24 protein-coding genes and 3 pseudogenes are annotated in these 22522 nt (G+C 45.1%); 21 read left to right on the top strand and 6 right to left on the bottom strand.

All coding sequences use genetic code 11. From position 1 onward, the window contains the following. Positions 1-252: 252 nt before the first annotated feature. From BQ7489_RS15625 to BQ7489_RS15695, 14 genes are all read left to right on the top strand, one after another. Positions 253-1155, top strand: a complete 903-nt coding sequence (locus BQ7489_RS15625) for a DUF4121 family protein (protein ID WP_083580726.1) — start codon at positions 253-255, stop codon at positions 1153-1155. After that, positions 1095-2036: a hypothetical protein gene (locus BQ7489_RS15630; protein ID WP_072531830.1), complete on the top strand. Its 942-nt coding sequence runs from the start codon at positions 1095-1097 to the stop codon at positions 2034-2036. The genes BQ7489_RS15625 and BQ7489_RS15630 overlap by 61 nt, the downstream gene beginning before the upstream one ends. 80 nt (positions 2037-2116) lie before the next feature. Continuing rightward, the gene (locus BQ7489_RS15635) at positions 2117-5119 is read left to right on the top strand and encodes an N-6 DNA methylase (protein ID WP_072531831.1); all 3003 of its coding nucleotides are present in this window, start codon (positions 2117-2119) and stop codon (positions 5117-5119) included. A 224-nt stretch (positions 5120-5343) separates the two neighbouring features. Beyond that, the gene (locus tag BQ7489_RS15645) at positions 5344-5835 is read left to right on the top strand and encodes a hypothetical protein (RefSeq protein WP_025279121.1); all 492 of its coding nucleotides are present in this window, start codon (positions 5344-5346) and stop codon (positions 5833-5835) included. Positions 5836-5847: 12 nt separating this feature from the next. Then, positions 5848-6162: a hypothetical protein gene (locus BQ7489_RS15650; protein WP_072531832.1), complete on the top strand. Its 315-nt coding sequence runs from the start codon at positions 5848-5850 to the stop codon at positions 6160-6162. Between the two features lie 12 nt (positions 6163-6174). After that, a complete protein-coding gene (locus BQ7489_RS15655; protein WP_072531833.1) occupies positions 6175-6462 on the top strand; it encodes a hypothetical protein in 288 nt (95 codons plus the stop codon). Between the two features lie 84 nt (positions 6463-6546). After that, positions 6547-7479, top strand: a complete 933-nt coding sequence (locus BQ7489_RS15660) for a hypothetical protein (RefSeq protein WP_072531834.1) — start codon at positions 6547-6549, stop codon at positions 7477-7479. A 35-nt stretch (positions 7480-7514) separates the two neighbouring features. After that, a complete protein-coding gene (locus BQ7489_RS15665) occupies positions 7515-8096 on the top strand; it encodes a hypothetical protein (RefSeq protein WP_057281947.1) in 582 nt (193 codons plus the stop codon). Between the two features lie 13 nt (positions 8097-8109). Then, positions 8110-8340, top strand: coding sequence for a hypothetical protein (locus BQ7489_RS15670; RefSeq protein ID WP_072531835.1), 231 nt, complete (start codon positions 8110-8112; stop codon positions 8338-8340). A 10-nt stretch (positions 8341-8350) separates the two neighbouring features. Then, complete coding sequence (locus tag BQ7489_RS15675; protein ID WP_072531836.1) at positions 8351-8947, top strand: hypothetical protein; 597 nt, start codon at positions 8351-8353, stop codon at positions 8945-8947. Positions 8948-8958: 11 nt separating this feature from the next. Further along, positions 8959-9168 (top strand): hypothetical protein, encoded by a 210-nt coding sequence (locus tag BQ7489_RS15680; RefSeq protein ID WP_005801761.1) that lies wholly within the window; start codon positions 8959-8961, stop codon positions 9166-9168. A gap of 11 nt (positions 9169-9179) precedes the next feature. Continuing rightward, positions 9180-10247: an LPD29 domain-containing protein gene (locus tag BQ7489_RS15685; protein WP_072531837.1), complete on the top strand. Its 1068-nt coding sequence runs from the start codon at positions 9180-9182 to the stop codon at positions 10245-10247. Beyond that, positions 10244-10564 (top strand): hypothetical protein, encoded by a 321-nt coding sequence (locus BQ7489_RS15690; protein ID WP_072531838.1) that lies wholly within the window; start codon positions 10244-10246, stop codon positions 10562-10564. The genes BQ7489_RS15685 and BQ7489_RS15690 overlap by 4 nt, the downstream gene beginning before the upstream one ends. Positions 10565-10785: 221 nt before the next feature. After that, positions 10786-12336 carry a DUF3943 domain-containing protein gene (locus BQ7489_RS15695; protein ID WP_239496966.1) on the top strand — a complete coding sequence of 517 codons (1551 nt, stop codon included), beginning with the start codon at positions 10786-10788 and terminating at the stop codon, positions 12334-12336. A 141-nt stretch (positions 12337-12477) separates the two neighbouring features. Here the strand turns inward: BQ7489_RS15695 and BQ7489_RS15700 are convergent, their stop codons facing one another. Next, positions 12478-12822, bottom strand: a complete 345-nt coding sequence (locus BQ7489_RS15700; RefSeq protein ID WP_072531839.1) for a hypothetical protein — start codon at positions 12820-12822, stop codon at positions 12478-12480. A 333-nt stretch (positions 12823-13155) separates the two neighbouring features. On the opposite strand from BQ7489_RS15700, the gene BQ7489_RS15710 reads away from it, so the two are divergent. From BQ7489_RS15710 to BQ7489_RS17690, 7 genes and pseudogenes are all read left to right on the top strand, one after another. Continuing rightward, entirely contained in the window at positions 13156-13446 is a 291-nt protein-coding gene (locus BQ7489_RS15710; RefSeq protein WP_055300440.1) for a DUF4120 family protein, read from the top strand. Between the two features lie 45 nt (positions 13447-13491). Then, a complete protein-coding gene (locus tag BQ7489_RS15715) occupies positions 13492-14415 on the top strand; it encodes a DUF932 domain-containing protein (protein WP_072532240.1) in 924 nt (307 codons plus the stop codon). Between the two features lie 180 nt (positions 14416-14595). Further along, positions 14596-15213, top strand: a pseudogene (locus BQ7489_RS17355) (sugar O-acetyltransferase); the annotation flags it as partial. A gap of 12 nt (positions 15214-15225) precedes the next feature. Beyond that, positions 15226-15744: a GNAT family N-acetyltransferase gene (locus tag BQ7489_RS15725; RefSeq protein WP_072532241.1), complete on the top strand. Its 519-nt coding sequence runs from the start codon at positions 15226-15228 to the stop codon at positions 15742-15744. A 10-nt stretch (positions 15745-15754) separates the two neighbouring features. Next, positions 15755-16069 carry a hypothetical protein gene (locus BQ7489_RS15730; protein ID WP_162617827.1) on the top strand — a complete coding sequence of 105 codons (315 nt, stop codon included), beginning with the start codon at positions 15755-15757 and terminating at the stop codon, positions 16067-16069. A gap of 194 nt (positions 16070-16263) precedes the next feature. After that, positions 16264-16869 (top strand): annotated as a pseudogene (locus tag BQ7489_RS17685) (sugar O-acetyltransferase); the annotation flags it as partial. Then, positions 16855-17352 carry a GNAT family N-acetyltransferase gene (locus tag BQ7489_RS17690; protein WP_394334084.1) on the top strand — a complete coding sequence of 166 codons (498 nt, stop codon included), beginning with the start codon at positions 16855-16857 and terminating at the stop codon, positions 17350-17352. The pseudogene BQ7489_RS17685 and the gene BQ7489_RS17690, both read left to right, overlap by 15 nt. Before the next feature lie 182 nt (positions 17353-17534). Here BQ7489_RS17690 and BQ7489_RS15740 read toward each other — a convergent pair whose 3' ends face one another. The 5 genes and pseudogenes from BQ7489_RS15740 to BQ7489_RS15760 all read right to left on the bottom strand — a co-directional run bounded on the left by BQ7489_RS15740 (position 17535) and on the right by BQ7489_RS15760 (position 22358). Then, positions 17535-18572 carry a hypothetical protein gene (locus tag BQ7489_RS15740; RefSeq protein ID WP_162617828.1) on the bottom strand — a complete coding sequence of 346 codons (1038 nt, stop codon included), beginning with the start codon at positions 18570-18572 and terminating at the stop codon, positions 17535-17537. Between the two features lie 166 nt (positions 18573-18738). Beyond that, positions 18739-18933: pseudogene (locus BQ7489_RS17840) on the bottom strand (glycoside hydrolase family protein); the annotation flags it as partial. 153 nt (positions 18934-19086) lie between these two features. Beyond that, entirely contained in the window at positions 19087-20109 is a 1023-nt protein-coding gene (locus tag BQ7489_RS15750; RefSeq protein WP_071150174.1) for a tyrosine-type recombinase/integrase, read from the bottom strand. 22 nt (positions 20110-20131) lie between these two features. Beyond that, positions 20132-21121 (bottom strand): tyrosine-type recombinase/integrase, encoded by a 990-nt coding sequence (locus BQ7489_RS15755; protein WP_071150175.1) that lies wholly within the window; start codon positions 21119-21121, stop codon positions 20132-20134. Beyond that, positions 21102-22358, bottom strand: coding sequence for a site-specific integrase (locus BQ7489_RS15760; protein ID WP_083381013.1), 1257 nt, complete (start codon positions 22356-22358; stop codon positions 21102-21104). Before BQ7489_RS15760 ends, BQ7489_RS15755 begins: the two co-directional genes overlap by 20 nt. Between the last annotated feature and the right edge of the window lie 164 nt (positions 22359-22522).

A 22522-nucleotide genomic window follows, 5' to 3' on the forward strand; every position in this document is an offset into this window, starting at 1 on the left:
TCCGCACAAACACACCTCAAAAGGAGAAGTCATACCGCAGCCGAGTCCCCATAACCACAGGCAAAGGTAATTCGTGTTCTTCTCGTACAAGCAAGGCCAAGCCCTTCGGGTTCGTGGAAAAAATCATCCTCGCCCCGGTGGGCTTGCGGTATTTTTTCCCGAAGCCTTGCATGTACGGAACACGACCTTTTTAGGCCTGTAGTTATGGGAACTCCGGCCCCTGTAAGCCGGACTAACAAAAAATCAAATGTCATGTTACAGAAAGCGAAGAAGAAGTACACGGTGGAAACACTCAAGCCATTGAATGTACAGTACGATCACGAACACTGGCTGATACAGCAGGACGTGGATATGGCCAACAATTATGTGGAACTGATAGAGAGGACACGCTCTGAAAAGACTCCGCAGGTCGGAGACAGACTCATCTATGTGGACCGATACGGGAAGTATTACGGCAACGCCCTCATCGAGAAACGGGAGGAAACGAGCGGACTGATCTCAATCTGCGAAGAGCCCTACATTCCCTTTGTCTGGGAAGAATATGACGGTATAGGACTGAGCGTCAGCGGAGGATCTTTCCACCATATTGACCCCAGGCAACTGACCTTCGTCAGATGGACGGAAGGAGCATTCAAGGACTGGGGAAACTGCGGAGCGTGTGCCAACGGTGCCGTCGCATTCACGGCAAGAGTTCCGTTATGGTCCTATTCCGAACCTGACCCGCTCTATGGCGATTTCACCACGGAGACATGGAGACAGTACTATCTGACCAAGGATACAAGTCCGGACGCACGCAACCTGTACCAGGGTTTCGACAAGGCTTTCAGGACGGAAGAGGACTTCCAGCAGTTCCTGAATGACTACGAAGGGACCGTGTTCAAGGGTAACTGGGAAAACCAGATCGTACTCTGGTGTTTCCGCCATGAAAACCGGTTCCTGCCGCAAAACGAATGGGACAAGATAGACGCTCCGGCCGTGGAACGGCGTCTCAACTTCCATCCCGAGCAGGTGAAACTGGTCAAGGACATGGACAGCCACATCACCTACTGTTACCGCATCAAATCCGAAATGACAATCTCTAAAATAATACAGTTATGCAGACTACAGCGACAACAACAGCAGGCAGCCATACCGACCTGCTCACAGGAATCCTGAACGTACAAGTGAGGAACGAGGACAAGATTACAGAACAGGACCGGCAGTATTGCCAGCTCCAGCAGGACCAGCTTTACAATACGCTTGACCGGATTGACCGGTGGTACGCCATTTTCAAGGAAGAAGCGGAACAATACCGGGGAATCAAGAACTTCAGGTATGAGGATAACGGCAAGGTCACCATACGGAACTTCCATTTCAACTACAGCGGGGAGGATGACTATACCCACAACGAATTCAAACCGTTTGACCTCATCAACGAGCTTGCGGACAATAACTGCAATGCCAACGCGAACTTCGCCAACCGCATCGTTTCGTACTTCAACAGGAAATACAACGTCAATGTCCCTGTCCCGCAGATTGACGGACGGACACTGCGCATGGGTTTCCGTCCGGTCTACCAGACCTACGTGGACACGGTCATCGAACACCTCGGAGGCAAAAGCTTCCGGGAGACCGCCGAGGAAGAGCTGCTGGCCCGTTTCCTGAAAACGGTACAGCCTGCCCGCTGGAGCAAGGTGAAGCCCGAGCTGAAAAAGGACAAGATCACATTCCCCGACATCGTGTACTGGGACAGCATCCACCTGGAATATCACCGGGAATACGAGTTCTCGTATGACTGCGGAAGGAAAGTGGACATTTTCTGTGAGGGTATCGCATACGGAGCGGATGACGTGATAAACGGTTCAACCGGTATGATTATCGGCCTTGACGCCCGTAATGTGGACATATCGAAATGGTACGACCTCACCCTGACCAACGCCGAACAGATCAAGTTCTACAAGAACGGACGCATCGACATACGGTTCAAGGACAGCCAGACCGCAGAGAACTGCTACAGACGGCTGCGACTGGACGAAATCACGCTCAGGGAAGACTGATTCATGAAATACTTATTCCGGCACCCCGTAAGGCATCCTTGCGGGGTGTCTTCGTTTCCAACCATTAAAAAAGAAAAGACATGTATGCCATCATACCCCAACAGATTCCCAAGGACAGGCGTGCCGAGGTCAACGAAAAAATACTTTTCGCCATAGACTCCGGCAAGGACCTCGTCCCGAAGGAAAGCATCTACAACTGCTACACGGGCATCGGAGGACTGCACAACCTCCGACAGTCGGACTTCGCCAGCTACCATGAATACGCCGAGGCCAAGAAAGAGTTCGAGATGGGACAGTTCTTCACCCCGCACGAGATATGCCGGAGCATGGTGGAGGCCCTTTCTCCGACATCGGCGGAAATGGTGCTTGACATGTGCTGCGGCATGGGCAACTTCTTCAACCATCTGCCCAACCTGCACAATACCTACGGATTCGACATCGACGGCAAGGCGGTAGCCGTTGCCAGATACCTCTACCCGGAGGCCCACATCGAAAAATGCGACATACAGCTGTACAGCCCCGAACAGCGTTTCGACATCGTCGTGGGCAACCCACCCTTCAACCTGAGATTTGACTACCGCCTGTCACAGGAATATTACATGGACAAGGCATACGACGTGCTCGCCCCGGCCGGAATACTGATGATGATCGTCCCGCTCTCCTTCATGCAGAACGAATTCTGGGAAAAGACCCGCGTGGCGAAAGTCAACTCCAACTTCTCGTTTGTCGGCCAGACGCGGCTGGAGCGTACAGCCTTCTCTTCGGTGGGTGTAGAGAACTTCGCCACTAAGGTCATGGTATTCCTCCGCCGTTCCCTCCATATAGAAATGCAGCCCTACAACGCGGAAGAATTTGTCAGCATGGAGGAGCTGAAGCGCCGCATCGCCGAAATACGGAAGATGAAACACCGGCTGCGCCTTGACCTGATGCGGGAAACCAACCGGATAGACCGTGAGGAGCTGGAAGCGTTCGAGTACAGGCTTGCCAAGTACATGTACGAGCTGAAGGCCCATGCCGTGCTGAACAGGCACATCGAAAAGGCGGAAGCGCTGGTGTCCAAATTCCGCAACCAGAAACCGCCGGAGGGTGCCACAAAGGAACAGATAAAGGAATGGGAACGCAAGAAGCTGACTACAGGCAAGGTTCTCGGCATCATCCGCAGGTACATTACCTCGCAGAACATGGTGCCACGCAAGGAAGTGGCATTGGTGAAGACATCCTACGGTTTCAAACTGAAACAATACGCCCCCCGTCTGCTCGACAAGGTCACACACAAGGCCGCGGGCATCAACGACCTCATACTCGGAAGGGCCGAACTCCCGATGCCCGATGCCGTCACGGAAAAGAACATGCGGCAGATCCGTGCCGCCCGGAAACTGATACGGCGCAAACAGAGGCAGTATGAAATCCAGAACCTCCAGTTCGCGGAGATGCAGGAAGATGCCGGCCTGAAAGAATATCTGGACCGGTGTACATTCATCAACAAGGGCGGTGAGGTCTGCGAATTCACGGACTTGCAGAAACACGACCTGAACCTCGTGCTGCAGAAACGCTATGCCCTGCTGAACTGGCAGCAAGGTTCGGGCAAGACCGCCGCCGTCTATCACCGGGCGAAATACCTGCTCAAGTTCCGGAGAGCAAGGAATGTCATCATACTGGCACCAGCCATCGCCACCAACATGACCTGGGTGCCGTTCCTGACTGTAAACAAGGAACGGTTCCGCACAATACAAAACCTCAGAGACCTCGACCATGTACCGGAAGGAACCTTCCTTGTCGTCTCCACTTCCATGCTCGGCAAGCTGAAAAAAGGTCTGATGCGTTTCGTCAGACGCACTTGCGGGAAACTGTGCCTGGTCTTCGACGAGTCGGACGAAATCACCAATCCCACGTCACAGCGCACAAGGAACGTCCTGTGCATCTTCAGAAGAATCAGATACAAGATCCTCGATACCGGAACAACCACCCGCAACAACATCGCGGAGCTGTACAGCCAGTTCGAGCTGCTCTACAACAACTCCGTAAACATGATATGCTGGAGCCCGCAGGTCTACCACGAGAACAGGGATCACGAAATAGAGGAAGAGAACAACCCGGATTACGGGACACCGTTTCCCGCCTTCAGGGGACACGTCCTCTTCCGCGCCTGTCACTGCCCGGGGAAAGCCACCGTTTTCGGCATAGAGAAACAGAACCAGGATGTCTACAACAAGGACGAGCTTTCCGAACTTATCGGCAAGACGATCATCACCCGTAAATTCAGGGATTTTGCGGGAGAGAAATACCGGGTACGTACGCATACTGTCCGCCCTTCGGAAGGAGAACACGAGGTGTACCGTGTCATCATCGAGGAGTTCTGCCGCATCTGCGAACTGTACTACAACAGCACGGGAGACACGAAAAAGGATGCGGGGCTGAGACTCATGAGGCAGATCAAGCTGCTTATCAAGGCCTGTTCGGTCCCGCACCTGATAGAGGGATATTACGGCGACGAATATCCCTCCAAGACCCGCTATATCGAAAGGCTCGTGAGGACAATACCGGGCAAGGTGGCCATCGGGTGCACCACGCTGGCGGCCTTCGACCTCTATGAGAGCTATATCCGGGCACATTTACCCGACAGGCCGGTATTCGTGGTCAAGGGAGACGTGGCCTTCAGGAAACGTCAGAAAATCGTGACGGAGTTCGACTCCACCATCAACGGTATCCTGATATGCACGCAGCAGAGCCTGAGCAGCTCGGTGAACATACCTACCTGCAATGACGTGATACTGGAATCCCTGCAATGGAACATCCCACGTATGGAGCAGTTCTATTTCCGTTTCATCCGTCTGGACTCCAGAGAGATGAAGAACGTCCATTACGTCACCTATGAAGACTCGGTCGAACAGAACCTGATGGCCTTGGTACTGACCAAGGAGCGTCTGAACGAGTTCATCAAGACGGGTGAGGTAAAGGAGCAGTCCGAGATCTTCGAGGAGTTCGACATCACGATGTCCGTCATAGACAGCCTGCTCGTCCGTACGCAGGACAGCGAAGGCAAGATACACATCAGCTGGGGAAGCCAGCGAATAACAGAATGAACATGAACCGTATGGAGATGCCCGGAAGTCCCATTCCCACCGACAAAGGTAGTCCGCGTCCCGCTCGGCTGAGCAAGGTCATGCCGCAGGCGGTTTTCGGGAAAATCATCCTCGCCGCAGCTGCGGTATTTTCCCGAAAAACCCTGCACAGCCGGGACACGGCACCTTTTGGGAGTCGGTGGAATGGAACCCCCGGGCTCCACATACATAAAAAGAAAAATAATATGGATCTGAACAATGCAGAGATAGCCGTGACCACACAGCATCTCATGGACATAAAGGATTACAGGGACTACTGGCTGCACCTGTCCGACTACAGCGACATGAGCGAGTTCCTGTGTGCCTGTTCCGACCTGTTCCCCGGGGAAAAGGAACCGGAATACCGGTATCCCAGATGGGAGAACATCCCGGACACGCTGATCAGCCGTGAATGGCTCTGTCCCAACTTCTTCGAGATCAGGGACGCCCTTGAAAGGCTCGAAGAGGAAGAAACGGAGTTTTTCATAAACTGGAGCAGGCATTACGGCTATGACATCACTACGGATGACCCGCACATGATGGTATCACATTACCACGACCTGTACGGGGACACCGTCACGGAAGCGGAAGAAGACGCGGACACAGGAGAAGACGCCCTGATATACACGGGTGTATCAAGCTGCTACTGCGACACGCTTCCCTTCCGGTACGAAATATTTGATGATAACTACGATTAAAAGACAAAAGATATGGAAATCAACTTCAAAGGACCTGTAATGCCCATCGACCCGTACTCGCAGCTGGCATTCGTGGAGATACTGAACATCATTCTGACGGCAGGACACATCGTGGACGTGAACCGCTTCCTCATAAGCAGGAACGTCAACCCGCAGTTCGGTTCGCTGTCAGGCTATTTCAGATGGTCGTTCGCCGGAGACCGCTTCACGCTCTGGCAACGCACGGACTACAATTCAACGCTGTGTTTCAACCACAGGATACTCGACCTGCCTTTCGGTGTCCTGGCAGCGAAAGACAGCGGGAAAGACAAGGAAACGGCAAACTGAAAATGAAACGATATGGAAACGACAGTCAAAATACCCAACCGGGAAATCGCGCTCGCGGCATTTGACAGGCTCCGCAGGGAAAAAAGGAAGGATGCCGCACTGAGGCTGGCCGGGTGCATGCTCCGAGGGACATACATATCCCTCGGTATCGGTGACACCGACTGGGAAATAGATACCGCACTGCACAGATGCGGTGGAGAGCCTAAAACCGGATACGGTCATACGGCACATTTCCACTTCGACGGTGAGACGGAAATGGAAGCGGAGAAATATGAAAGGCTCAAGCAAGAGAACGAATAACAAGGGAGTGGCCGAAAGGTCGCTCTTCTCATTTGTAAACAATATGTACGGGAAACGGAATCCTGCCGTACACAGGTAACAGAAATGGAAGAACAGGAAAGACTGACAATGGAATTCGTGAAATCGCTCATGGACAAGTCCTACACGCTGGTATGGGTGGACTACAACGACAATCTCGACAACTGCCGTGACACCATCCAGAAGTGTCTGGAAGAAAGGAGCTGTGAAAGTCTGTGGGAGAAAGTGGACGAATGGTACGGTGACGCCGAATGGGAAAGCGTCCGTGAAATCATCTCAAAGCTGAAGGATGAGTGCACCGGCTTCCACGGCTTTGAGGAAGAGGAAGTGGACAAGTTCTTTGAAGAACACGAAGACGAAATCAGGGAAGAAATCTATGACAGAAACGACTCTGACACGCTGAAAGAACTTCTCAAAAACACGGATGACATCCCCGTGCGTGTCGAGATGCTATCCAACTACGACTGCATCAATTCCAACTGGCTGGAATCGCAGGAAGGCTACCGGTACAAGGAATCCTATTTCGGGGATATGATAGACGCGCTGAACCTCAATCCCGCCAAGGTGAAGAAGATGCTGGTGGAGAAAGGCTACTCGGTGTACGGCCGTTTCCCCGACAAAAAATACAGGGACGGCAAGGAACAGGTATCCTATGAGCAATTTTACCAGGAACTCATCAACTCCTGCTGTGGTGCCAACCTGCTGACCTATATCGGCAAGGTAAACCTGCAGGAACTTTATGATGCCGGATTCTCGCTTGGGGAAGTTATTATCCCCAAAGGCAACTGCTGCGGCATCTTCAGCTCCATGTACGGCGGCGGAAGCCTCCTGGAGATGGAACTCAAAAAGGATGTCAGGCTGAAACTGGAAGTCAGGGACTATCACGGATTCCGATTCCGTCTTGACAACGAAAGGTCAGAATATGAATGCTCCATCAAGCATGTGTACGGGGTATGCGACTCCTTCTTCGGTGAAAGGATAGCTCTTGTCGCTTCATAAACAATTCATTTAACAACAATCAAATCATAAGAATTATGGCAAAGTACGAAGTAAGAGTAAGGTACGCCTTCGAAGGTACCTACAAGGTCGTGGCGGAAGACCGCGACGAGGCGGAAAGAATGGTAGAGGAAGACTGCGGTCTGGTATTGGGAGGCAATATCCACACTACCCGCGATGATGACGAGGTGACAGACTGGAATTTCGGCTCTCACCCCGACATGCAGATCCTCTCTGTCAGGGAACGGAACAATAAAGGCAAGGTAAGATACACGGCCATGTGTTTCAGAGACAGGATTGAAGAACTGCGGAAGGACATAATCGAGGCCATCAGACAACTGCTTGATGCGCACGGCCTGAAAGAAATCAAACTTACCGATAACGGAGAAGACCCTGTATGGATTATCTGGTTCGACGATAATGCTGATCCATACGAATGTTATGTTACGGGAATTGAGGTTACTGACAAACATCTTACCGTAACGGCAACAATAAAGGACAGTATGGAAGAGGTTTGCAGCCAGGCTCCCTTCGAACTTGGAGCCAGCAACATAGATTGGCTTAATCAGATGTACGAAGCGGTCAGGCTTCAACTTGAAAATACAAACGGGAACTCTTGAAACGGAAGACAATATGGCAACAAAAGTCAATATGGACAGACACGTCCGGGAAGGATGGACTGTCGGAGCGTTCATCAGGGAGCTGGCCCCGCAGGTGGAAATGATCATGAGCGGGCAAAGCTGGAGGGAACCTTTCAGGAACAAACAGGAACTGGCGGACTGGTGCAGGGACAACCAGCCCTATTACAAGAAAAGGATTCCCGAAGTGAACAGCCATTTTGCAAGAATGTATAACCTCAAATAAAAACGGAAATATGAAATATCAAGCGGAAAATGCAGTGTCCAGCTTCTTCTACTACATGTGGAATGCCTGGAGTGAGGAAGAGTGCAGGACAGTCTTTAAGGAAATGTACCCACATTTTTGGGAAAAATGGAGTCTGATGACGGACAAGGGGGTATTCGGAGCCTCCGAACGGTTCTATGCGGAACTGACGGACCATTATCGGGAAAAACTGGTGGAACGTGCCGTCAGTCTATATGACGGCAAGGCCAGACGCAAGCTCCCTGACGATTCAAGAATTCGGGTATGCAGCGACTGCGGTTCTGCAGAGATTGAGATACAGGCATGGGTGGACGTCAACACGAACGAATACCACAGTGACGTGGACGACGACATCTGGTGCTCCCGGTGCGCGGACAATGTGGAGACCTGCTCCAGACAATCATTTCTGGAAAAGATGCAGGAATGGTGGAAGTCCAACAACGCCGAAGCCCTTGAATACCTGACCGGACTCAAGGCGTCCGACTTCTCTTCAGACGATTCCGGGCAGACATTCGCCGAGGCTGCCGATGAGTGGTGGAACGGCAAAAGCTATGACGGAAAACGGGACATATACCTGGCAAACAACTAAAGGCAACGGATATGGCACGGAACATCATTGACCTGATCTGCAACTCATGCAGTTGCGGCAAGGAAGAGGCACAGGAATACCTGGACGACGAGATAAGGAACCTGCAGGAACTTCAGGAAGACAATGACCTGAGAAGCGAAGACTTCGAGATCGCGTGCAGCAACCTCGGACTCGACCAGGACTGGCAGATATATTTCATCAACCGTCTCGCGGGACTTTAACATCTACGATCATGACTTATTTTCAGAACATACACTCACTGGCGGACCTGAAGAAGGAATACCGCCGACTGGCAATGCTTCACCACCCCGACAAGGGTGGTGACACTGTCCTCATGCAAAAGCTGAACACCGAGTTTGAGAAACTTTTCGAGATATGGAAAGACCGGCCTGGTGTCTCCTCTGCCGCTACAGGGTATGAACACGACTATCAGGATGCCACCGCAAAGGAATACGCTGAGTACGTGTACAATGAATACCGCTGGAAAGGGCGCAACTATACCGGACAGTCCGCGCCGGAAATCACGGAACTGGTCAGGACATGGCTCAAGGAGACCTATCCGAGATACACCTTCTCAGTCCGCAGGGACGGATACAGCTCAATCCTTGTCCGGCTGATGAAAGCGGACTTCGAGGCTTTTACCAAAGAATCCGGCAAGGTACAGGGAGACATCAACCACTACAACATCCAGGCATCGGACAGTCTGACCGACCGGGCCAAGGAGGTGATGACAAACGTCAGGGATTTTGTGATGTCATACAATTTCGATGAAAGCGACCCTATGACGGACTATTTCCACACCAACTTCTACCTTACGCTCGGAATCGGCAGCTACAGACAGCCGTACCGGATGGAACTTCCGAAGATTACGGGAAAAGACAGTCCTGAAGTGTTCCGCCATCCCGAAGGAGCGGCACACAAGGCTATGCGTCAGGCACTGGACAAGGCCCGTTTCGGCTTCATCGAGAGCCGGAGACATATCGGAGAAATGATACTCGGAGAAGACTTTTACGGCTCACAGGGAGAACATTATTTCTGGCCCAAGGAATATTCGAGTGCGAAAACGGCACAGAAACGCATCGGGAAACTGGAGGCAGCCGGAATGCGCTGCGAACTGACAGGCTGCAACGGCGGATACATACGTCTGCTCGGATATACTCCGGAAACGGAAAGCAGTCTGGAACGGGAAAGGCAGGAATATGCTACGGCATACCGGAAGTGGATGTCAGAACACGGCGTATCCTCAAATACGGGAAGCATACAGAACATTTCAAATCCAATCAGACAGATACAATTATGACAAACAGGGAAATCATCAGAGAACTGAAACGCCGCGGCTACAGCCGGGTGGACATTGATGCGGACAGTAGAGCCGCAAAGACTTTCTACACCTACCATGGCGGGGTTCATATCAACGGTACGGAAAATCTGTCATTCCATATCGTACCGCCACAGGACAGTTTCGGACTGGGACGGTTTGCAATATGCGCTACCCGGAACGGGGAAAGCTCACAGCTGGGGACAGACCATGCCCCGTTCTTTTTCCGGCGGCTGCTTGCATTCCTCAAAGGTGAGAGAAAAGAGAATGAGATTATAGATGAAATATATACTGACTGAAAAATGATTTCATTCTACTCACAATAATTGGTGAGAAAATGGTATACTCTAATTAAGTTTGATTTAAATAATAGTTTTGTAAGCAAAATCCACATATGACTGTAGAAAAAAACGTATATTTGTAAACTCTTTTATATTATTCAATTTGCCAACAAACTGACGCGGAGCACTTATTGTCATATCTGCTCTGGTTTGTATATCATCTTACAGTGATAAAATACATGATTTTAAAGTTATTAAGGATAATAATACATATATATCTGGTCTTTTTATTTGCATCTAATGCGTATGCAGGTATGCCCCTCCAAGCAGAACCTAAGATATGCGTTACGGACAGTGCGGAGGTTGACAGCGGGCATGTTTTTCCAAAAAAGAAAAATTTTCTGATGGCTACCGGGGAAGTTTTTGGTATGAATATGGGGTTATGGGCCTTTGACAGATATATTTTAAGGGGGCATTATGCATATATTTCGTTGGAGACCATTAAGGAAAACTTCAAACATGGATTTGAATGGGATAATGATCACCTGAATACAAATATGTTTGCACATCCTTATAATGGTTCTCTTTTTTTCAATGCCGGAAGGTCGAACGGGTTTAACTTTTGGCAGTCGGAGTTATTTGCTATTGGGGGGAGTGCCATGTGGGAATTATTTATGGAATGTGAATACCCCTCTACCAACGACATAATAGCCACACCAATCGGAGGTGCTGCTTTAGGAGAAGTTTTTTACCGAACTTCTGATATGATTCTGGATAATCGGACGACCGGAGGTGAACGCTTCGGACGGGAAGTGGCTTCTTTTGTTATTTCTCCTATGAGGGGAATTACGCGCATTATTACTGGGCAGGCTTGGGAAAAGAGTCATGTTTCCGGAAAAGAATTTCCAGATGTCCCATTTAATTTAAATCTGTCATTAGGTTCTCGTGTCTTATTTTATCATGATGACAATCATATTACGAGGATTGGAGCAAGTGCCCGGCTCAATATGGAATATGGAGATGCTTTTGATGGGGACTCAAAAATACCTTATGAATACTTTACATGTTTGACAGAATTCAATCTCATGAAATCTCAACCGTTATTGAGTAGGGTTGAAATTATAGGTAGATTGTTTTCTAAAGAATTTATATCTACAAAAAAGAGTGATCTATCAGTGGGCTTATATCAACATTTTGACTTTTTTGATTCTGATACGATAAGTGAAAAGTCATCTACCGTTTTAGATCCTTGTGTAGTGCCTTATAAACTTGGATCACCAGCATCTGTTGGTGTCGGAGCAATGTTCAGCTATCATACTAATGATGTTAAATTGAATATGTCGGCACATTTAAACGGAATATTACTTGGCGGAATCTTAAGTGACTATTATCGTTATTATCACCGCAATTATAATTGGGGGTCAGGCTTTTCAACTAAGTTGGGCATTGATGGGAGCTTTTTGCATGATAAGCTGACTTTTTCCATTAAAAATCAGTTTTATAGACTATACACAATAAGTACTTGGGGGGCCAATGTAGATTGGTCCAAAACTCCAGGTGGTAAACCGGTCAATGTCCAGGGTGATGATTCCGTTGGCTCTTTTTATCATTTTGAGGGGCAGCTGAATTATAGAATTTTTAAGCAGTTGGATTTATCAACAAGATTTGATTTATATAGCAGAAGTACTCGTTATAGAGGAGGATTGGAATATGAAAATGTTTATGCTTCTGACTGGTTTATTGACAGTAAACAAATGAGTGTTCAATTAATGTTAACTTATTTATTCTAATCAGAGTCTTATTGTCTATAAAATAAAAAATATAAAAATATTTTAGACAAAAAACAGCAAGCCCAACCCAATTAATAATGAATTTCTATCATTCATTTAATTTCTGAATAAACGAAATAATAATACTTGACAAAATAACTGTTACAACTTTCTGTTCAGTACCATAGCCAACGGAAACATATACTGATTGTAAACCTTGAGCTTCTTCAGATCCAGCACATACCCTGCATAGGGGTTGGTACAATCCGAATAGAAAAACACGTCGGTAAAACCCGCATGTTCCTTTATGATTTCCCCTTCCAAGGGAATCTCGTCCACATCAAAATCCTCCAAAGGCAATTCCTCCAAGCGGGCATGTTCCTTATTGCCCAACACATTGAGGTTACGGTTGAACAGCACGTATCCTCCTTTACGGTAATCCACACGCATACCATACGGACGCTCCACAAGGAAAGCATCCGCAGCTTTCTTTATATAATCTTCCATGATTTTCAAATTAGGATTTGCAAAAGTACACCATTCCTCCGGCAATGACGAACAAATCAGAGAGAATATCACCATAACATGTACGGAAAACTACAGCATATACCCCTTGTATATTTTATTTCCCTCCCTGCAAAGGTAGTCCCGTGTCCAATGTACCCGGACAAGGTCAGGCCCCTGCGGGGTTGGCTGAAAGAAAATCATCCTCGCCGATGGCTGCGGTATTTTCTTTCGCCAAACCTTGCGGGTACGGCCACGGGACAGTCAGGCAGGCGAGAAATAAAAAATACCGGCTCCCGGAGCCGGACGTGTTTAACAGATAAAATACAATGAGTCATGAAAATCCTGAATGAAGAACATTTCCAGAATGTAAAACGCTATGCCGAATCCATCGGTGACACCTCACTCCAGAACTGTCTGGACCGACTGAAGAGCTGGGAAGACAATCCCGATCATCCAAGCGAGATTTCGCTCTACTATGACCATGCTCCTTATTCGTTCGGTTTCACACAACGCTATCCCGACGGAAGCATCGGCATTGTAGGCGGGCTGCTCTATCACGGCATACCGGACCGCTCTTTCGCCGTAACGCTGCAACCGTTCCACGGATGGCAGATACATACCTGAAAAATGACAGACAATCATAGTATTAACTTTATAAAATTCAAGATTATGGAAGCATTGGCAGTATTGGAAAAGCAACAGCAGTTTGATTTTCAGAACAACGGAATCGAAGTAATGAACCTTGAAACTCTCCAGCGTACCTACAAGGAGAATGATATCTACGGCAAGCCTGTCCAGGGCATCTATCACTACCAGGTCCTGCAGCGTATGATGGGCATTTGCGAGAAGTATAATCTCGATTACGAGGTGGAGGAAATCTTCGCCGCCCAGAACAGAAACAAGACACAACCGGGAGTGAGCATTCTCCCGCAGGTGGAACAGACACACGGTGAAAAGGCAGTGGAAGCCCACATCCTCCGACGCATCTTCGCGACTATCCGAATCAAGGACTGGGAAACGGACGAGCTGACAACTACGCTGGTCGTCGCCTACCATCAGGACGGCATACAGGCAGCCATAGGCCCGTGCGTGAAAGTATGCCATAACCAGTGTATCCTCTCACCGGAAAGGAGCATCTGCAATTATGGAAAGAACAAGGTGACAACGGAAGGTGTATTCGAGACGGTGGACGGATGGCTGGCCAATTTCGAAGTGAACATGAACGAGGATATTGCACGCATTCAGCGGCTGAAACGCAGAATCGTCTCACTGGAAGAAGTGTATATGTATATCGGTCTGCTGACAGCGTTGCGTGTCTCCCATGACAGTTCGGACAGGAACCTGTCATCCTCGGTTGAAACCTACCCGTTGAACCAGAGCCAGATTTCCATCTTCACGGAAGAGGTGCTGAAACTGGTCCGCGAAAAGGGACAGATTACCGCATGGGACTTATATAACGTAGCGACTGAGATATATAAGCCTGGCAAGACAGACTTCCCGGCCCTGATTCCGCAGAACGGAGCAATGGCGGAACTCCTGCTTTCCCGTCTGCCCACAGAGGTGGAAATACAGGATGCCGTTCTGGTAAGTTAATTCTAACTAATCGCAACTGCTATTTGGAAAAACAAGATGTAAGTAAGGGAGAATCTGACGGATATAGCCGAAAGGTTTTCCCTATTTTATTTAATCTATGATTCAGAAGAACAAAAAGGTTAATCCAATACAGTGAATTTGTGGATTATGCGTATCTTTAGAGGCATAATAAAGAAAAGCATGGAGAAAGAACACAGTCAACATCATACAAGCAATTACGACCGGTTCATGTCCGGAGAATATTGCAACAGTCTGAACCCGGAGGTACTTGAAATGATTTCCAATACCAAAGCCTGTCTTGCCAGACTTGACAGCCCGGACTTGGAAGATTCTGAGAGAAACGGTATTTTAAGGGATATGCTCGGGAGCATAGGCCAACGGTCGGCAGTAGGACATAATTTCTTATGCCAGTGCGGAAAGCATATTTTCATTGGGGATAAGTCTGTCATCAATGACAACTGCACAATGATGGACGAGAATCATATCCGTATAGGGAATCAGGTTCTGATAGCCCCCAATGTACAGTTCTATACGGCTACACATCCGATAGACTACAACGAAAGATTCGTCGAGAACTGGGATGAAAATTCGGGCGAACTATTTTTCCGTACACGGTCTCTTCCTATTACCGTAGAGGACAATGTGTGGATTGGTGGCGGCAGTATAATTCTTGCCGGCATAACAATAGGAACAGGAAGTGTGATTGGTGCCGGAAGTGTCGTGACAAAATCAATCCCGGCAAACTGTGTAGCTGTCGGGAATCCATGTAAAGTGATCCGATACCTGAAGTCTGACAATAAAATCCAAGCAATTAAATCATTCAAACTACGAACTTGGACCAGAGCGGACATACCGGCACTGGCAAAATACCTGAACAATAAAAAAATTTGGGACAATTGCCGTGATGCTCTTCCTTATCCCTATACGGAAAAGGATGCAGAGCAATTCATAAGTTTTGTTGAAGGACAAAGCGAACAGAATAATTACTGCATCGATATCAATCACGAAGCAGCAGGAAATGTCAGCTTCTTCAGAGGTACGGACGTAGAACGATATAACGCTGAACTGGGCTATTGGCTTGCAGAGCCATATTGGAACCTGGGCATCATGACCGAAGCCATAAAGCAGGCAGTGGAAGATTATCTAAGCCATTCCGATACAGTGCGGATCCATGCCCATGTTTATGAAAACAACCCGGCATCGATGAAGGTTCTCGAAAAAGCCGGTTTCCATAAGTGCGGCATCCTCAGAAAAGCCTGCTTCAAGAACGGCCGCTTTGTCGATTGCCATTGTTATGAATTACTGAAGTATAATATTACCCACAAATAGATTTCCTCAAATGAAAACGATGTATTATATTATCCCAATAGTTTTCTTCATTCTTTGTTCATGTGGCACTACATCCCGCATGACCTATAGCAATGGCTATATTCTTGATTCAGAAGGTAAAGTTTTAGGGAATTACGCCAATGGACATATATTCGATACACAACGAAATATAAAAGGATATTATGCCAATGGTTATATCTACGACAAATCCTACAAGATCAAAGGAACATATAATAATGGATTCGTAAAAATGAACTATGCCACTGATTCCATTAAATGGAATGAAAGCTATGGCAACACAAAATATAGCGGCAGTCCCGAATAAGACATATTTACGATCCGGAACAGACAGTTCATCAAATGAAGAAGATGGGACTACTGAAGAATATGAACACAAGCAAAGAGTAAGCCTGTGAACCGGTCACGATCCTTCTATGTCTTGTTCTGATCACAATCTGCTTCATTGCAGCCATCAATTTATCCTACAAGAAAAGCTACAGATTGCAATAGAGAAATTATATGGAAAAAGAACTGAATCAACAACATATAAGCAATTACAACCGATTCATGTCAGGAGAATATTGCAACAGTCTGAATCCGGAGGTACTTGAGATGATTTCCAATACCAAAGCCTGTCTTGCCAGACTTGACAGCCCGGGATTGGGAGATTCAGAGAGAACCGATATTCTAAGGAATATGCTTGGAAGCATAGGCCAGCGATCGACAGTAGGACGTAATTTCTTATGCCAGTGCGGAAAGCATATTTTTATTGGTGATAAGTCTGTCATCAATGACAACTGCACAATGATGGACGAGAATCATATCCGTATAGGAAATCAGGTTCTGATAGCCCCGAATGTACAGTTTTATACTGCTACACATCCGATAGACTGCAACGAAAGATTTGTAGAGAATTGGGATGAAAATTCAGGTGAACTCTTTTTCCGTACACGGTCTCTTCCGATTACCGTAAAGGACAATGTGTGGATTGGTGGCGGCAGTATAATTCTTGCCGGCATAACAATAGGAACAGGAAGTGTGATCGGTGCTGGGAGTGTTGTGACAAAATCAATCCCGGCAAACTGTGTAGCTGTCGGGAATCCGTGCAGGGTGATCCGATACCTGAAAACTGACTATATAATCCGGACACTTGATGAAAAGGATATTCCGCAGATGAAGGACTTGTTCCGCACGACCGTGTTAAATGTGAATGCGAGGGATTATACCGAAGAAGAAGTGAAAGATTGGGCATCATGCGGAGACAGTGAGACTCGGTGGAGGGAACTCCTTGCCGGAAACCGATATGTCGGGGCATTCAATGAATGTAATGTTCTGGTCGGCTTTTCGTCAATGAATAAAGACGGCTATCTGAATTCCATGTTCGTGCATAAGGATTTTCAACATAGAGGTATAGCGACGCAACTTCTCTCGGAGGTTGAACGAATTGCCGGGCAATACGGAGTTAGATACATTACATGTGAAGTTAGTTTGACCGCCAGAACATTCTTTGAAAAAAAAGAATACGAAATTATCAAAATACAGAAGTACAAGGCGAACAGATTGGAACTGACCAATTTCGTAATGCGTAAGGTGCTGAATAATAAATAATCTTAGCTAAAATGTAAGGTTTCAAACTGAGAGTCTGGAGCAAAACAGATAGCCCGCAGAGGTGGAAATACAGAATGCAGTTCTGGTAAATTAACTCAAACTAATTGCAACTGCTATTTAGAAAAACAAAATGTAGGCAAAGGAGAATCTGATGGTGATATGCTATCGGATTCTCCCTTATTTTATTCCTCTATGTACACAATCTTTCCGAAATCCGATTTCTGAGCCCGTGGACTTCCTGTGAGAATATCTGGTTCCGTAATTATCTTTCGCTCCACAAGTATATCCATCATATCCCACATGATCTCATGGTATAAGATAACTTTGGCCAAATTCTCGTTACTTAACTGATATTCTTTCATGAATTCGTAGGAGTGACGGTTTACGCACGATGCCAGTTTGACCACTATCTCATCACAGATTCTTACCAATGCATCCTGACTATCTTCCTTGATTATGGGAATGAGGGGATACCCCTTTTTATCTGCAAGTCCCCATTCCTCGCTTTTTTCCAGCAAGTCTTTGCTGATGATTTTTTTATTCTGTGCATATTCATCTGTAAATCGTACAATCGTTTTCGTGTCAAGCCAATATTCTAATGAGTCAGACCAAGTTTGATGAAACGCATTAAAACTGTTTGTACCGCAAAAGCTATGAGTACGTTTGTCATACAATGCCCAAAACGCCCCGTCCCAGGTAGCATGAGTCGCCACACTGTCACGAGCCGGAAGTGCCTTTCCCCAGATTTTTCCATCGAGGACATATGAAAAGACAAGACTATAAGCATTCTTTCCCAATTTCCGTTTCTTCAGTTCCGTCATAAATGCAGACCAGTCGTTTTCCGTCTCCTTGAAAGCGTTTTGTGCAATGGAACGGCTCAAAATACGTATGGATTTGGTCTGTTCTTCGCTGAAGATGGGCATGATGGTATGTAATACATTATTCTTGCTCTCGATTAATCCGCCTATATGCAGCAAGAAAATCTGGCTGTAAGTGAAGGGAATTCCAGTGGCTTTCAACTCCTTGATGCTCATAGGCGTGCGTAAAGTGTAAAGCAGCTCCCAGTTATTGTCGATTTTCGCATACTGTGCGGGGTGGTAAGAATCGTATGAGCAATAGGCCATTGTCTCCCAGTCCTTGTAAGGACGAATTTTTTCTGATGATTGTCCGAAAACAGACATGCTCATCAATAGACAACATATGGTAATAAATAATTTCATATAACTTACTTTAGACGTTTATATGTCACAAAGTTACAAATTATAAATCAGAAAATCGCATTTGCCACTCATATTATTTCCACCAAACAAAAAACGAATTCTTTTAGCTCAAAGTTATGCAAGGGAGAACCTGACGGCACTACACCGAAAGATTCTCCCTTCTCTATTATTCTTCAAAAAGTAGCAGATATTCCACCTTCCTTCTCCGTTCGATACTTGGAACTACCTTGCCTTTGTAACATCGGAAAGAGACATACTCCTTATAGATATTCCGGTCTCCGGCCTCCAGTTTCCTGACAAGTGTGCTCTTGGGTATCTTCTTGCTGCCTAAAAGCCTGTACGGACCGACATTATGTAAAAGTTTACATAAGGTTGGTTATGTAAGCAATTTTATTATGTAAAAAGCATCTGTTAATTATCTGATTATTAACTTTGTAGTTATTGAATTGTTTACATTATATTTAATAGAGTGAAGAGAATTTTAAACTAATACTCTTCACTCTATTCTATTCCTCTATTTATATTTTACTTGTAAAGCTTTTAGGAATTCCATTAAATCTCCGTCTTTTTGCCATGTAGTTTTGCTTTCTTGAATAATACCAGAAGTCAGTTTCTTCAATGCCTGTTCTTTTATTTTTTCACTTGCCCTGGCATATATTTCCGTTGTTGTTGTAGAAGTATGTCCAAGAAAGTCACGAATATAAACGAGATTTATACCTGCTTCCAGCATATGCATAGCTTTTGAATGTCGAAAAGTATGACAAGATATATTATTGGGTATCAACTCTGAATATTGTTTCCTTGCATTTTCTGCATGTCTTTTCACAATATCTAATACAGCCATTCTTGTCAACCTTTCTCCTTTGGGATTAGGGAATAATGGATGACATCTATATTGTGCTGCAAAAAGATTGTTTTCGTCCATATACAACCTTAAATTTTTCACTTGGTTGGTAGAGAGAGGAACTACTCTGATTTTATTACCTTTCCCATGTAATTTTACAGTCGTAGTTTCTCCTAATCTTATATTTTCCGGGGTGAGGTTTATGATTTCTTGAACCCTGGCACCGCTGTCGTATAATAGCCCCATAAGAACAAAGTCTCTACGCCCTTTGCGAGTTGATAAATCCGGTTGTTCAAGCAATACCCTTACTCCTTCCGTAGTCAGATAAGACATTTCCTTAAAAGGTGTCTTTTTCTGTTTGATACTCAATATAGCTTGCCAATAAGCCATACCCTTAACCTCACGATATTGAAGAAATTTAAAAAATGACCGTAAGGCGCATAAACGGTTGTTCCTTGTTGATATTGAACATTTTCTTGTATCTTCCAGCCAATGTAAAAATCCCAAAACTCTTTCTTTTGTAAATTCTTTAAGGCATAGTTTTTCCGGAGCTATTAGTTCAATTTTATACATGTATTGTATAAAAAGCATAAATGTTACACTATATTGTTTTACCGTTTGATAGGAACAACCACATTCCATTGTGAGATAACGGTTTAAATAATCTGTGAGATATTTTCCAAAATCTGTCATAATTCCAAGTCTTAACGCATAACTAATCAATCATTTCATTCATATTAGGGAAAATATGATTATGAGCCATATCCACCTGTTCTACAATTTCAGGAAACATAGCCTCTACTATTCTGACATACTTATTTGTGGCTTTAATGGATTGATGTCCCATATATGTCATTAGTATTAGCATCACATTATGTATATCCTTCCCTGATTTGCATAATTGCACAAATGAATTTACACAGAATGTATGTCGGAGATCGTGTAGACGAGGACCTTTTCTATTTTCGTTTCGCATAATACCAGCACGTTCTAATATATGATTGAAATGATTTGAAACAGTCCTTGGTGAGATGGAAGTATCATTACATTTTACAAAGAAATAGCTTTCTGGATTAATACTAAACCCAAATTTCTGTTTTTGGGCTACATAATCATGGCACATTAGTACCAAGGAAGGAGAAAGAGGCACATACCTGTCTTTCCCATTTTTACATTCTCTAAGCAATAAGCATTCATTTTTGAAATCGATATCACTGTGTTTCAATTTTAGAGCTTCACCTACACGGATTCCTGTCCCATATAGTAAACGGATTAGGCATGGCATGGAAAATCGGGCTGAATTGACTAAGTGATAATAGGAGTTAATCCTATCACATTCCTTGAAAATCTTCTCTATTTCATCAGATGTATAAATATAGGGGGTAAAATTTGATTGATGTTTTGGTAATATTGGAATATATGAATTATATCCAATTATTTGCAGGAAAGAAGAGAATCCTCGAAGAATGACGATCCTATAATAGCGGTTTTCTTCGGACTCTCCAGAAAATTTACAGCACCAGGCATCTGCCAAGTCTTTGGAAATACCAAGGGCTTTCTCGTTTCTGTCATTAGCAAACTTGTCAAATCGCTTCAACATAAATTCCATTACGGTTGTTTTACAACCTATGTTTTGTTTATATTCTACATATTGGGTAATTAACCCTGAGAATACGCTGCATAATTTACCAGTTCTCTTTCTCATATATATCTAAATAAAAAAATTCAGGAATTTGAGGAACTTCAAGTGCACATTGTCTTAGATGCTTTAAATCAACTTTCACATAATTTAAAGTGGTTGATAAATTAGAATGTCCAAGTATTTCAGATATAACGCTTGGAGTTTCACCATTCTCAAACAAGTTAATAGCAAGACTATGACGTAAAGAATGAGGACCGTGTTTACGTGTTGAGATATCTATTTGGGCAGAAAGCATCCATTCAGAAACAATTCCTGGTAATGCCTGGGGGGAAATTCTTTGGTATGGAGCCATGTGTTCCAAAAAGACATATGGACTGTCAATTTCTGGTCGTCCAAATTTGATATAATCAATAATGGCACTTCCAATTTCTTCTGATAATGGAAATGAAACAGGTTTTCCTGTTTTTGTCTGGACAAGGGACAAACGATTGAGTTCCCATTCAAAGTTGGCGTATGTAACTCCTACTATATCTGAAGCGCGGAGCCCATAACGTGCTGCAAGTAAAATCATTGCATAGTCACGTTTGCCTTTCGGAGAAGACCTGTCTATTGTGACCAATAATTTCTCTATTTCCTCCTTACTATAATACGATGGCAATTGAGGGTTTCTTGGACGATGGAGACATAATATTTTATCCCAACGAAAAAAATTACAATCTCCTAATAAGTTACGTTCACATGAGTATCTAATAAAAGCCCTTACAGAAGATACAACATGAGGCCAAGGACGTTTCTGTCGCTTCAAATCACGTAAGAATAATAAGCAACTGGGAATGTCAAAGTCTTTAACGAGCTTGTTGTTCTCTTTTAGAAAATTAAACAAATCTCTCAAATACAAGTGATATTTACTTACTGTTAGAGGACTTTTAATTCTCCTTTCATGACAAATAAATTCATTGAATTGTATGCCTAAATCTCCTTTGAATTCAAACATGGGACTTCGCGGTGTTGGTTTTCCAATGATAATTCCTGTATGCAGAACTTCATTCATTATTCTTATATGTCTAACCATGTTCTTCTCAAAATCAGACAGTTGGGCGTATGCAACACCTTTATGGCGAGTTTTCAAAAAATCTTCCCCTACACGAGCAGAATAGATTTCAATTCTATTTTCCAGCATATAACATTCCAGTTTATTATAACTACTCTTAAATGCACAAATAGTTAAAGGTGCATAATGTCTTTCACGCAGTTGCTGGACAACTTGTTTCCTTAAATCATAAAAATTACTTTCTTCCATAAAAACATTATTTATTGTTTGATATTAATTGAAGCTCCATCTATTTGATTTGATGGAGCTTCAATATATCTCTTATTAGGAAATAATGCTATGATTTTACCTAATAAGTTAGGAATATTATGTAAAAAGTAATCCTGTGAAAAATGAATATACTATTTGTTAAT

It is taken from the genome of Bacteroides ilei (assembly GCF_900128495.1).
In the GTDB taxonomy this organism is placed as follows: Bacteria; Bacteroidota; Bacteroidia; order Bacteroidales; family Bacteroidaceae; genus Phocaeicola; species Phocaeicola ilei.